14 protein-coding genes and 1 pseudogene are annotated in these 12,305 nt (G+C 63.1%); 5 read left to right on the forward strand and 10 right to left on the reverse strand.

Annotation, left to right across the window (positions count from 1 at the left end):
* Positions 1-22: 22 nt before the first annotated feature.
* Positions 23-226 carry a hypothetical protein gene (locus ACXJJ8_RS01280; protein ID WP_499026411.1) on the forward strand — a complete coding sequence of 68 codons (204 nt, stop codon included), beginning with the start codon at positions 23-25 and terminating at the stop codon, positions 224-226.
* A 286-nt stretch (positions 227-512) separates the two neighbouring features.
* Here the strand turns inward: ACXJJ8_RS01280 and ACXJJ8_RS01285 are convergent, their stop codons facing one another.
* Complete coding sequence (locus ACXJJ8_RS01285) at positions 513-869, reverse strand: hypothetical protein (protein ID WP_499026412.1); 357 nt, start codon at positions 867-869, stop codon at positions 513-515.
* A 268-nt stretch (positions 870-1,137) separates the two neighbouring features.
* Here ACXJJ8_RS01285 and ACXJJ8_RS01290 point away from each other — a divergent pair, with 268 nt between their 5' ends.
* Complete coding sequence (locus tag ACXJJ8_RS01290) at positions 1,138-1,317, forward strand: DUF3606 domain-containing protein (protein WP_499026413.1); 180 nt, start codon at positions 1,138-1,140, stop codon at positions 1,315-1,317.
* Positions 1,318-1,754: 437 nt separating this feature from the next.
* On the opposite strand, the gene ACXJJ8_RS01295 is transcribed toward ACXJJ8_RS01290, so the two are convergent.
* From ACXJJ8_RS01295 to ACXJJ8_RS01310, 4 genes are all read right to left on the reverse strand, one after another.
* A complete protein-coding gene (locus ACXJJ8_RS01295) occupies positions 1,755-2,837 on the reverse strand; it encodes an OmpA family protein (protein WP_499026414.1) in 1,083 nt (360 codons plus the stop codon).
* 50 nt (positions 2,838-2,887) lie between these two features.
* Complete coding sequence (locus tag ACXJJ8_RS01300; RefSeq protein ID WP_499026415.1) at positions 2,888-3,289, reverse strand: DUF2541 family protein; 402 nt, start codon at positions 3,287-3,289, stop codon at positions 2,888-2,890.
* A 17-nt stretch (positions 3,290-3,306) separates the two neighbouring features.
* Positions 3,307-3,561 (reverse strand): hypothetical protein, encoded by a 255-nt coding sequence (locus tag ACXJJ8_RS01305; protein ID WP_499026417.1) that lies wholly within the window; start codon positions 3,559-3,561, stop codon positions 3,307-3,309.
* A gap of 133 nt (positions 3,562-3,694) precedes the next feature.
* Positions 3,695-4,210, reverse strand: coding sequence for a YgjP-like metallopeptidase domain-containing protein (locus ACXJJ8_RS01310; protein ID WP_499027179.1), 516 nt, complete (start codon positions 4,208-4,210; stop codon positions 3,695-3,697).
* Positions 4,211-4,283: 73 nt separating this feature from the next.
* Between ACXJJ8_RS01310 and ACXJJ8_RS01315 the strand changes: the two genes are divergently transcribed.
* Positions 4,284-4,838 (forward strand): DUF2058 domain-containing protein, encoded by a 555-nt coding sequence (locus tag ACXJJ8_RS01315; RefSeq protein WP_499026418.1) that lies wholly within the window; start codon positions 4,284-4,286, stop codon positions 4,836-4,838.
* Here the strand turns inward: ACXJJ8_RS01315 and ACXJJ8_RS01320 are convergent.
* Positions 4,799-5,155: a DUF6984 family protein gene (locus ACXJJ8_RS01320; RefSeq protein ID WP_499026419.1), complete on the reverse strand. Its 357-nt coding sequence runs from the start codon at positions 5,153-5,155 to the stop codon at positions 4,799-4,801. The genes ACXJJ8_RS01315 and ACXJJ8_RS01320 overlap by 40 nt on opposite strands.
* A 104-nt stretch (positions 5,156-5,259) precedes the next feature.
* Between ACXJJ8_RS01320 and ACXJJ8_RS01325 the strand changes: the two genes are divergently transcribed.
* Together ACXJJ8_RS01325 and ACXJJ8_RS01330 are read left to right on the forward strand one after the other, a co-directional pair.
* Positions 5,260-5,550 carry a hypothetical protein gene (locus tag ACXJJ8_RS01325; protein ID WP_499026420.1) on the forward strand — a complete coding sequence of 97 codons (291 nt, stop codon included), beginning with the start codon at positions 5,260-5,262 and terminating at the stop codon, positions 5,548-5,550.
* 103 nt (positions 5,551-5,653) lie between these two features.
* Positions 5,654-5,879 (forward strand): annotated as a pseudogene (locus ACXJJ8_RS01330) (prolyl oligopeptidase family serine peptidase); the annotation flags it as partial.
* A gap of 50 nt (positions 5,880-5,929) precedes the next feature.
* On the opposite strand, the gene ACXJJ8_RS01335 reads toward ACXJJ8_RS01330, so the two are convergent.
* The 4 genes from ACXJJ8_RS01335 to ACXJJ8_RS01350 all read right to left on the reverse strand — a co-directional run bounded on the left by ACXJJ8_RS01335 (position 5,930) and on the right by ACXJJ8_RS01350 (position 12,303).
* Complete coding sequence (locus ACXJJ8_RS01335; RefSeq protein WP_499026421.1) at positions 5,930-6,817, reverse strand: hypothetical protein; 888 nt, start codon at positions 6,815-6,817, stop codon at positions 5,930-5,932.
* Positions 6,818-6,957: 140 nt separating this feature from the next.
* Positions 6,958-7,968, reverse strand: coding sequence for a hypothetical protein (locus ACXJJ8_RS01340; protein ID WP_499026422.1), 1,011 nt, complete (start codon positions 7,966-7,968; stop codon positions 6,958-6,960).
* 123 nt (positions 7,969-8,091) lie between these two features.
* On the reverse strand, positions 8,092-9,945 hold the full coding sequence (locus ACXJJ8_RS01345) for a hypothetical protein (protein WP_499026423.1): 1,854 nt from the start codon (positions 9,943-9,945) through the stop codon (positions 8,092-8,094).
* Between the two features lie 324 nt (positions 9,946-10,269).
* Complete coding sequence (locus ACXJJ8_RS01350) at positions 10,270-12,303, reverse strand: S9 family peptidase (protein WP_499026425.1); 2,034 nt, start codon at positions 12,301-12,303, stop codon at positions 10,270-10,272.
* Between the last annotated feature and the right edge of the window lie 2 nt (positions 12,304-12,305).

Genomic DNA, 12,305 nt, shown 5'->3' on the forward strand with positions numbered 1-12,305 from the left:
TAGAGGAGACTCGAGTTTTCGCTTGCGCGAGCACGAAAGGCATTGTGCTTTGGGGCAGATCGGTGCGAAGTCTGATGAGGGGATTTCGCACGTACGCGCGCAGGACGATGACGGGCGCGCGTGGGTTGGCGACGCACTCAGCGCCATCGGCGACGGACCCGGTTCCGTCGGCGCTGCCAGCGATGCCGTCAGCGATGGACGCGATGCCATCGGCGACATCGACTGATTACGTTGGCGACTGCATCGAGTCAGTCGCCGACGGCATCGCGTGCGTGCGTGATTGAACGACGTTCGCCACGGACAGACCCGCGTTCGCTGGCGACAGAGCGCTGTCCGCCGGGAATGCAGCGGCGTCAGTCGGGAGCGCAGTGCGTTGCGTCGGCGGCGAAATGGATCTGCGTCGGCGATGCATTCGGTGCCGACGGCCACAGACTGACCTCAGTCGGCGAGGGAACTGCGTCCATCCAGAATGTCATCGGGCGCGCCGGCGGCGGCCCGCCCACCCTAACCCGTCAGATCGACGACTTCTCCACCCGCTCCAGCTCCTTCTTCCGGCGCACCAGGCGATCGAGCGGCCGTTCGAAGTCTTCCCCGCTGCGCGCGTAGGGATCGACGATGATCGACGGCTGCTCGGCCGCCGCACGCTGCGCTTCGCATTCAGCGGCGAAGTCAACCAGCATCTTGCCGACGTTGTACGTGGCGTAGATCTCCGCATCGGGCCCGATTTCCCTGGCCGCGTTGACGATCGCACCGGCCACGCCCCCGAAGATCCCGAGGAAATGCCGCGCACCCGTGCTGTTGGCCAGCAGGTGCGGCATCGACTCGCGAAGATCGCGCAGGTTGAGGTCGAGGAAATCCTTGCTCTTCATCCATGGTGTCCGGTTGGCGACCCCCGGGAACGAGGGTACTGCGGGGTGGCTGTCGGTGGCGGGGCCAGCGGGAGTCACCAGTGTGCGGAAGCTTGAATCGTTAATGGAAGCGGCCGGGACGCGGGGAATGGCTGCCTCTTACTGGGGGTAACGCGGATGGGGGATCAAACCGGTCCATCGAAGCGGCCACTCCGTACACGTTCGCCAGTCACGAGGAATGCGACAGTCGGCTCCCCGCCTCGCGGCGATTCATCCGAGAAAAATTCTGATGTCCGACGATCTGAACAACCGCGGCCCGCAGGACCGCTCACGAATCAACGTCAACGAAGAACACGAAGTGCGTTATTGGAGCAAGGAGTTTGGTGTCACGGAGCAGGAGCTGCGTGATGCGGTGAGTGGTGCGGGCGTTTCTGCTGATGCGGTGCGGGAGAGGCTAGGGAAGCGGTGATGCGAGTGGCGCGGCAGGGTGACTGTCGCCTGACTCGCTTACGAGGCGCAGCGATGGGTCCGCTTGCGCAGCGCTAGTCGACGTTGCTGTCACTCCGTGTGGGAAGTGACGCAGCGATATCACGAAAGGTCTGCAGCGCAGACTCCAGGTGCTCGATGATTTCCTGCGCCAAAACATCTGCGGTGGAAGAGTGTCGAGGCCGTCCAAGCTGTCGTCCTTGAGCCAGAAGATGTCCAAGCTCGCCTTGTCTTGCGCAATCAAGGCTTGATAGTCCAAGGCTTGATAGTCGAATTAGCGGAAGCACGCTCGAGTTGTGACCCGACTCGTCGCGCTTGGCTTCGATCACCCAAGCGAGTTCTCGTTCTCATAGAAAAGGCCACCCATTCGAGGTGGCCTTTTCCGTCTTCGCGTACGCCTCGTATTTCAGCGCACGCAGATCAAGTCGCCCCCCGCAACCCCACCCGGATCTCCACGCGTCGGTTCTTCGCCTGGTTCTCCGCCGAGTCGTTCGGCACGAGCGGGTTGTTCGGGCCGTACCAGAACAGCACGATGCGGTCGCTGGCAATGCCGTGGGCTTCCTTCAGATAGCGCCCGACCATTTCGGCGCGGCGGCGCGAGAGGCCTTCGTTGTGGTCGCGGCCACCGACGTCGTCGGTGTAGCCGGCGACGACCGCAAACGCATCGGGCTTCATGCTCATGAACTCCGCGATCTTGTCCAGTTCCGCCTTGTCGTCGGCGGCGAGTTCCGATTTGTTGGTGGCGAAGTTGATGTCGTCGGTCTTCAAGCCGGTGATGCGTTGCTGGGTGGTCGTGACGACTTGTTCGGTCACCTTGACGTCGAAAAGCGCGCCCGACGTGTACTCGGGGCGATTGACGAAATCGGCGAGCGGAATCAGGCGCGAGCAGTTGTTGAGCGATGCGATGTCGTCGCGCAGCGCGGCTTCGCGCTTGGGCGTGGCGGTGCTGATCACGTAGAAGCAGATGTCATGGTTTTTCGCCAGGCGCCKGGCGGTTCCGCCGGGATCTGCGCCCGTGTACTCGCCGTCTGAGAACACGAARACCGCGGTGCGCCCCGTCAACTGCTTCAGGATYGGCTCGAGTTTCTGCAGCCCGCTATTCAACGCCGTAGGGCCCTTGCCCTTGTCGCGCACCGACGCGAGCGCGGCGGCGACCTTTTCGCGGTTGTACAGCTGCACCGGATAGTTGTCCTGCCAGTCCGTGTACGTGTAGATGCCGATGTGGTGCCCGATATCCGGGAACCACGCGTTGCGCCCCTCCAGCACGTCCTTCATCACCTTGATCTTCGGCGTGTCCGTTCCCGCGAACTTCTCGTTCATCGACGACGATGTGTCGAGAAGGAAGATCGCGTTGTCCGCGACCTTGACCAGTTGTTCCTTCTTCACGACGTTCTTGGCGAAATCCTCCTTGGTGAGCACTTCGATCGCYAACGACGACTGGGCGAATGCGCCAAACAAAACCCCCGAAAGGATCGCCATGGACAGTTGTGTCAGACGCTTCATGTTCAGCTCCTTGTCCTGCGTGGGCGTACCGTGTCCCAACCGCTGATCGATCAGTCGTATCCCATCACTTTGATCGTCGCGCTCGTCTTGCCGCCGCCGATCGTGTAGGAGATCGTCGTCGACTTCAGACGTCCCTTGAGGCCCGGCGCGTTGTACGGTGCGGTTTCGCCGCCGGATTTCAGCGTGCCTACATTCTCCATCGTGTCRTCGGGCCGRTTGTCCCAATGCAGCACGAGCTTGCTGATCGTGACGTCCGCGCCTTCGACAGCGATCTTGACCTGCTTGACATCCTTGTCCCAGCGCCCGCCCTGGCTCTTGATCTCCACGCTCGGATTGGCGGCCTGGATGGTTTGTTGGCCCAGCGAGAACCATTGGTCTTTTGCCATCGCACCCGGCACCGACAGGAGTGCCAGGGAAGCAATGGCCGCAATGTTGAGCAAACCGATTTTCATCGATGTCTCCTCAGTCTTCAGAGTGGCTTGGCAGCTACGAACTGGCGTAGCGCGGGCGAGTCGATCAACATCCGATGCAACTCATCAAGCACCGGCCCCACGTACGCCGGGGACACCTGCCGGACGCGGATACACAGGTCGTCCGTCGTTGCGCCGGAATCCGGGTTCTCCCATAACACCTGGGAGGTGGCGCCGTCGCTCGCGCGAACCGCCCTGGCGCCCAGCACCCAGGCAAGGGTCACGTCTTCCAGATTGGCGAGTTTCGGCTTCATGGCGGCCATACGATTTTGCGCCCCCGAATGGATCAGCGCACCCGAAAAAGAACTGGGAACGGCACCGTAAAACTACGGTTCTCGAACCACTGTCCTTGAATGGCTCAGCATTAGCGATGGCTCCGCAGGTCCGCTATCCACCAGAAGCCGATACACGCTGCGCAACATCAAGATGCGTCAGGTACAAGCGCAAGTCGAATTCCAGCTGGTGGTAGTCCGGCTCCATGTGCGTGCACAACTGGTAGAAAGACTTGTTGTGCTCGGCTTCCTTCAAGTGCGCCAGTTCATGCACGGCGATCATCTTCAGGAATTCCGCGGGCGCATCGCGGAAAACCGTGGCGATGCGAATCTCGCGACTGGCCTTGAGCCGATCGCCCTGCACCCGCGAGATGGCGGTGTGCGTGCCGAGCGCCTGCTTCATCACCTGCAGCTTGCTGTCGTAAATCACCTTGCCCAGCGGCACGGCCCTGCGCAGGTGCTCGTCCTTGAGGGCCTGGACGTAATCGTACAGTTGGCTGTCGCTGCGCACGGCGTGGGACTGGCCGTACTTGTCGGCCAGCATCGGGCCCAGCCGGCCCTGTTCGATCAGCGCGTGCACCCGCGCGTGCACGTGTTCCGGATAGCCTGCGAGGTACTTCAACGGATCCATCAGAAGGCGACGACGGCGGGCATCGGGGACGGCAAGTATCATGGGCCGAAAACCCCCGGTAAGACACTGCGATATGGCCAAGGCAAACCCGCTCCAGGAACAATTGCTCAAGGCCGGCCTGGTCAAGAAGGCCAAGCTGGCCGAAGTGGCGCGCGAGCAAAACAAGGCCCGGCATGGCAAAGGCCAGCCCGAGCCCAACGAGATCCAGCGCGAGGCCGAGCGCGCGAGGGCCGAAAAGGCCAAGCGTGACCGCGAGCTTGCCGCCGAGCGCAAAGCACAGTCGCGCATCACTGAACTCCGCGCGCAGGCACGGCAGATCATCGAAGACAGGAAAGTGCCGCGCTCCGGGGAAAGCGAGTACCGCTTCACTGCCGATGGCGCCATCCGCACCCTGCTCGTCAACGACGACCTGCGCAAGAAGCTGTCTTCCGGAGCGCTGGTGATCGCCCGCCTGGGCGACCGTTACGAGCTGCTGCCGCGTGCGGCCGGCGACAAGGTCCGCGAACGCGACGCCAGCATGATCGTGCTCGATCACGGCGAGGACGCGGGCGCCGAGCCCTCCGCGGGAACCTCCGAAGACGATGCGTATTACGCGCAGTTCCAGGTACCCGACGACCTGGTTTGGTAAGTGGGTGCGCGCGGCTCGCCGTCACCCCAACGGATCACTTCAAGCTCCAATAGCCGATCGTTCGGGTCGGCGAACAGGATGATCGTAACGGCGGCGCCATCCGAATCGTATCCGCGCATTTCCACCGGGCACTGTCTCTGTCCTGCCAGAAGAGGCCGGTGATACCCATTGATGCCGAACGCGACCAGAGAAGGCGGTTCCGCCTCCACAAATGCCGCATTGAGATCGCGAAGCAACTGCTTCCCTTGATCAGGCGCAAGCCTTTCAGCAACGCAGGTAAGCAAGCGTCTCTCGGTACTGTTTACGGGTCTTGTCATATGTGGAGAATCGATCCAAGTCGACGCATGATGTCCGCTTGGCCGGGTTGGATCGGTCAAACCGTTGCGTTGGTTTTACGTCCGCGCTCGGAAGGAGATGCGAAATGTATGCAACGACACGACGGTATGAAGGCGTGACCGATCCTGGCGAGGCGGCGCGGCGGGTCAACGAAGGCTTCGTGCAACTCATCAGCAAGATGCCGGGGTTCGTTGCCTACTATTGGGCGGACGCCGGGGGTGGCGTGATGGTTTCAACGAGCGTCTTCCAGGACCGGGCCGGTGTTGAAGAATCCAACCGACAGGCTGCGGATTGGGTGCGCCAGAACATGGCGCCATTGCTTCCGAACCCGCCGCAGATCACTGCTGGGGAAGTTGTCGCGCACACAGCGAAGTAGACGCAGCCTCTTCGCACGGATCGATCCGTGGCGAGCGCACGCGAACGCGTCCCGGCGTTCCGTCGTTAGCCGTGGCGAAGGCTACCGAACCGAGCGCGTCGGCGCGGCGCAGCAGCAGTTCAATTTCCCCGACGGCGAGAAGGCCCGCGCGCTCGGCGCGTCTACGGCGGCCTCATGGTCAAGTGGATCGCCGGAACTGGGCCGATGCTGATGGAAGTCGGCCGTGGAAGTGCCTGGTGACGCATGACGGGGCGTTCGACCAGCGCATGCCGGGCTACGCGACGGAAGCACTCTGGTTCAGCCAATGGGAAAGCGGCGGTAAGCCGTTCGGGTTTCGCGAAAACGTAAAGGCCCCGCGATCGCGGGGCCTTTTTTTGTTTCAGTACTGCGAAGGGAATGAGCGCCGACACGGCGAACTCGGAACCACGAGCGCCCCGTTGTTGAGGGCATCGAGCGCGTTCTTCAATTGTTCCTGTGTTGCGCGGTTGGCGTCGCCGGTCGGCGTAAATGGATCGGCCGCCAAGGCGGCATCCGCTGCAGCGATCAGACTGTTGATGGTGCCGCCGAACGGGATGTAGAACGCATTGCCATTGACGTAACCGGCTTCCACGTTGAGTCGCATCGCGGCCAGGTGCGATGACAACTTGTAGGCCATGTTCGTTGCGTCGCTGGCCAGCAGCCAGGTGCGGAAGGACGGGTAGTCGACGGGATCGAAGACACCGCCGTTCGCGTCTACCAGGTTGAGCGCGACGAGCAGATTGAGTTCCGGCAACAGGCTCGGCGGGCTACCGTCGAGCAACTTCGCCTCGCCGTTCCGGTTGCTCCAGAACCCAGGCGTCTTGCCGCCGCTGGGTTTCTTGCAGTAATTGCCGAACTTCACGGTGGTCGTGTAACCGGCGTAGACACGGATGCCCGTGAGCGGATTGACCACCACGCCGTTCACGCGTGGCGCGGACTGGATCCAGTTCGCTTCATTCGGCGTGCCTTCCAGCACGGAGTAGCCGCTGCCGGGCGCGAGGCCGGGAAACGACGTCCATCCTTCGGAATTGGTGCTCTGGGTGATGTCGGACGGTCCGAGCGTCATCGGCCAACCCGACAGGTACGGCTCGCCCGTGTTGTAAACGCCGTTGGCATTCCTGTCGTAGTACTTCTTCACCACGATCTTGCCGGTGTCGTAATTGGTCGCGAATGCCGCGCCCGACAGCAGGGTCGCAGCGAATAGCGTTGCCGTGAGCGCGCGACGCACCTTGTTCGACGAATTGTCCATGGGCCACCTCGTGGGTTCTTGTACGGGGGCTAACGTATGCATTCGTGCGACGCGGACAGGAACGGAAACCGCAGAGCTCGTGCGCAAAAACGCAGAAGGCGCCGGCTCCGTACTCCGATCCGGGCATCCGTGGCGGGTCCTCAAAGGCGCGCGCCCTTACGAGGCGGCGCCGGAGTCAGCGGTTCGGCTGAGATGGGAAAAGCGCAAGCCTTGGCGTCGAACAGCTCCGTGGTTTGATAGCCCTGCAGCAGGCCGAACTTGATCTTGTCCCGTCGCAGGCGATCGAACAGGAAATCGAACGCTTCCGGCGTTCCGTCCGCCGGCACGAGGTTGCGACCGAGGGGGCGCGTGGCATCGTCCCATTGCAGGGGGATCACAAGTTCCGGATGCACCTGGTCGACGGTCTGCCGGTAATACAGGTCCTGGAAGTATTCGCTCTGCTCGGCCAGGCGGCCGGTGGGAAGGAACAGGACGTCGGCGTTGACGTGATCGAGCGCGCCGGGCAGGAAGTTCGTCGCCGACTTGACCAGGATCGAACGACTGCCCTTGCGGATGAGGAAGTCGATGGAACTCCCACCCGGACGCGTTCGACCCGACGCGTCCTTCGGCAATGGCGCCGCCTTGGAAGCGATCTGCTCGACGCGGAATTTCCCGACCGCGATGGTGGTACCCGGCGTGTACGAAGCAAGTTGCCGTTGCGGCATGCCGTCGGCACGCGCGACGTCGAGCGCACCGCTTGGGCCGTAAAGCACCGCGCCGGTCTTGCGCGCGATGTAGATCGCGTCTGCGATGCGATCGTCGGCCACCAAAATCGCGCGGATGCGTTTGGCTTGCAGCAACCGCAGGGTTTCGTCGATGCGCTTGGTGTCCGCGCGCGCGGCCGGGCCATCGGATCGACTGACGAGCGGATTGACCAGGAGCTGCGTTACCCCGTCGTCGAACAGCAGCATCGACGTGCCGAGGTAGGTGACGGTGATGCTCCCGGGCCTGGGCACCACGGCCACGGACGACAACACATTGGGCCGATAGCGCTCCGGCAATGGGTCGCTGGCCTGCGCGTCCTCAGACGCCGTGCCGTCGCCCTGCCGCCCGCAGGAGGCACATACCACCAGCGCCAGCAGCAACCAGACGACGACACGGCGTGTGCGCATGGCAGAAGTCTCCCTTGGTGGCGCGAACGCGGCAATCGGCGCGCATCGGTCAGCGTCGTCGGCAAAGAAAAGGGGCGACGGTCCTTTCCGTCGCCCCGAATTCAACCGATCAGTGGCTTGCCGTCATCGGCAAAGCGGGCAGCTGTCGGTGGCGTAGTCGGTCTGCGGGTTGGGGGAGCCCGTGACCGGAATGGCCGTATCGGCGCTCACGTCCACCCGGTTTCCAAACACCGCAACCTCCGTATCGGTTTCGCCGTTGTCGGGCGCCACCGCGTTGAAGCACAGGCCTTCGTCGTCTTCGATCGTGCCGTTGCCATCGGTGTCACCGAGCAGGATCGAGTCCGTCGCCGACCCCATGGGTCCCAGCGTCGTCCCCGTCGGCACCAGCGAACTGGCGCTGATCTTCGGGTCGGCCACCACGAGGTTCTTCAATGCGACGTTACCCTTGTTGGTGACTTCGATGCTGAAGCAGGCGTGCGCCTTCATGCCGCCTGTCGTGTTGACCAGCGTCACCTTGTCGCCGACGCAGTCCTTGGTGACGTCGATCGCCGTGTTGGTGGGGGCGACGCACTCGTCCAGGACATCGTCGTCGGACTTCATTTGATACGTCCGGACCAGGTCGGGATCGCCCGCTCCGACAAACGTCTTCGCGCGCGCCTCGACTTGGTTGAGTAACGGGTTGTCCAGGCTATCGCAGGAAAGCGTCACGCCGACCGACGAGTGGCCCGCGATGGTGTTGGCGATTTCATACGCCGTGTCCTTGACCAGGTTCGTGTTCAACGACAGCGCCGGATTTGCGGCGGTGCCACCCGACCCCAGGTTGACGGCGGTGATCTTGCAGGCGTTCCCGGTCGTGCCGCCCAGGCCGATCTTCTCGACCAGTTGCACGTCACGCAACGTGCCACCGCTCGGGTTGGAGAACGTCACGGTGAAGTTGGTGTGGATGCTGACGCCATCGGAATTCACCACCGGGCTCACGCCGGCTTCGACCTTGCAGGCCTTGGCCACGGACATGTCGCACAAGGCGAAGTCGCCGAGCGCGAAATCCTTCAACTGGGCGGAGGTGGAGGCCGACGTGCGGGTCATCGCCATGAACGAAGCGAAACACGTCGATCCGGTGCCGAAGATCTGGGTGAGGTCGACCCCGCCTTCGAAAAAGGTGCGCGCGGGGAACGTATTCGTCTGATCGAACGAGCCGCCGGACTTGAAGAAGTAGTTCGACCAGGAAGAAGGCACGCTTTCGGAATTGCTGTTCGACGCCGCGCATGCCATGGGCGTCGTCTGGCCCGTAGCGTTGTTCAGGCAGTACCGATCGCCGACGGTGTTGCCGCCGCCCGTCGAGGTGGAACCCACGACCTGCAGGGGTTTCTGTCCACCCACCCACCGGAAGACGTTGATCTCGCCGATCTTGCCGCCGACGACGTAGTCGGAGGTGACCAGGATGTCGCCGATGGTGTGGGTGCCGGTAAACGCTCCGTTGGCGCCGATGCTGATCTTGTCCTTGAAGAACCAGAAGCCTGTCGCGGCCGTGCCGCCGGCGCCAGAGCGATCCAGACCGAAATAGACCAGCAGATGGCCGTTCGAAGGATCGGTGTATGCCGCTGCGAAGGCATGGCCGATTTCGTTCTTGATCGGTGAGACCGCGGACGTGACCTGTTGCCATTGATTGACGTTGTTGACGTCCTTCGATCCCCCGCCCGTGAACGCGGTGTCCGTGGCGTCGAGGCCATCGGTGATGAACGTCTGGACGTTGGCGTTGTTTTGCGCGATCAGTCCAGGGCCACCCGGACGATCGTCTGCGATGTTTTCCCAGTCGTCACCGGTCGGCGCGCCATCTACGGCGTCACCTTCGAGTTCGAAGATGGTCGCGTCGTTGACCGACAAGGCGATTAGGGGAATCGCTACGCCCGCGCCCGCGAGGAGCACCGCGAGGATGCGACCGGCATTCTTTCGAGTGCTTCGCGTGTGGGTGGCCATGACCGAACTCCCTTCGAAGTAGGACGTAGCCGGAAAACCGCGGGGACCGGCGACGGCCCGCGGAGCATCTTCCCGACTGTCGCTTGCAGGAATCGCTCGTGCAGGTGAGCCACTCGTGCAGGTGAGTAAGCTTGGCCGCTCGCATTCGTCTTGCACGTTGCGCCGCGGGCGGTGCGCGGCAAGCCTTGGAGGCGAATTCGGTTCGTAGCGGCCACTCCGCGCCGCGTGTCCGCTATCGGCCAGAAGCGGACGTCCGCTTCGACAATCAGCCGATCGGGCAAAGGAGGTTCACCGTCCACATGGTGCGGCGAGGTGCCGTCTCCGTCACTCTCCGGCGGTCTGCGTCGTGGTGATGGATTCAGGCGGCTTCCCGCTCGCGTCCACCAGGTGCTGCCGGAAGAACGCGATGCGCGCCTGGTCGGCTTCCGGTTGCTCCCACATCGCGTGGGTCGCGCCGTCCAACGCGACGAACGTATGCGGCTTGCCCGCGCGTTCGAGTGCGCGGACCAGTTGCCTGGATTCTTCGATAGGCACGTCGTCGTCGGCGGTTCCGTGGAGAATCAGGAGCGGCGCCTGCAGTCGCCCCACCAACGCCAGGTTCGATCCGGCCGCATACGCGCCCGCGCAATCATCCGGCGCGCATCCCATGTACGGTTCGGCGGCGACGCGCATCGTCGACAATTCGAACGCACCGGCTGCAAACACGCCGGCTTTGTAGAGCTCCGGTGCTTGCAGCATGGTGCGCAGTCCGAAATAGCCGCCCCAACTTCCGCCCATGACGCCAACGCGCGCCAGATCCATGTATGGGCGGTCCTTAGCCAGGTTGCGCAGTCCCGCCACCTGGTCCGCCGGCTCGACTTGTCCGAAACGCCCATATCCGAAGTTCTGGAAATCTCGCCCTCGGCCGGGCGTGCCGCGGCCATCGAGCATCACCACCACGAAGCCCTGCTGTGCGATCCGGCGCATCTGGGCGAGGTTCTGGTTGGTCGGGCTGGGCGGCACGACGCTGGCATTCGGGCCGCCGTAGATGTTCTGGATGACCGGGTATCGTTTGCCGGGTTCGAGCGGATGCGGAGCAACCACGATGGCGCGAAGCAGGGTCTTGCCGTCCGCCGCGGGCACCAGCGCGGTCTCTGGGGCCGCGTATCCATTCGCGATGGCCTCGCGCCAATCGGCTTCCCACACCGTCTTGACCGCGGTGCCCGTGCTGGTGATCTCCTCGATGCGACGGGTTTGCGGAAACCCTGCGCGGATCAACCAGAGCCGGGACTTGTCCGCGGAAAACTTGATCGACGGAATGTGATCGGCTTCGGCGATCGTGGTGAGCTTGCCGGTGTCCAACTCGATGCGGATCAGCCGATCGAAATAGGGATTGCGGGCGTGGCCATTGGCCTTCGCGTAGACGATCCGGTTCGGCACGTCCACTTCGATGACGCGGTCCACCCAACCTTCCATGCGTTGCTCGGTCAACGCTTTGCGCAGCTTGCCGTCTGCCTTGTAGTGATACAAATGTCGGAAACCGGTGCGGTCGCTGGTCCAGACGAACGAGTCGTCGGGGAGAAAGGTGACGATCTTCTGCGCGAGCAAGGGTTGGGTGTAACCATCGAGCATGTTCAAACCGATCAGCGAGATCGGTTTGCTTTCCGCCAGCAGCACACGCACCTTTCCATTGCGAGGATCGGCGACCAGCAGATCCAGGTGGGTCTGGTAACGATCCGCCCGCAACAGCCGCAACTGCCGAGAATCGTGTCGCCATTCCAGGAGTTGGAGATACGGTTGGGCAGGATCATGCAGGATGGGCGTCGCCCGGCCCGTGCGGACGTCGACCACGTACAGTTGCGTCTTCGGCAAAGGCTGGCCGACTCGCGAATAACGTACCTGTCGCGTTTTCGTCGGGCCGAACTGATCGCCTGTCAGCGTGATCAGCGGCACCTTGGCGTCGTCGATCTTCTTGACGGCCAGCGACTTGCCGTCGGGAGACCAGAGCGCCCCCTCGATGTCCCAGTGGCCGGCGTCGTCGGCAGGTGCCAGCACGCGAACGGCCTCGCTTGTTCTTGAACGTACGTAGAGATTGCCGTCTTGCGTGCCCGCCACTTGCCGGCGATCTTGTGACTCCACTTCCGTGACGGGCGGCATGTAGGAAAACTGGGCGGGGCGTACGACCTTGAGCGGCGTCGACGGCGCCGTCGGTACCTTCCCGGTCGGCAACGCATCCCAGATTGCGCGGGTTTGGGCCGCAATCGGCGTGGTCGGGTTTTCACTCTGCACGTAGGTGGGCTTGGCAGGTGGCTCGGCAGCGCGCGAAGTCACGACCAGCGCGAGCCACATCGCCGCCAGGGCGATGGTTCCAGTTCTCATTG

Source organism: Lysobacter sp. P5_C4 (assembly GCF_054049695.1).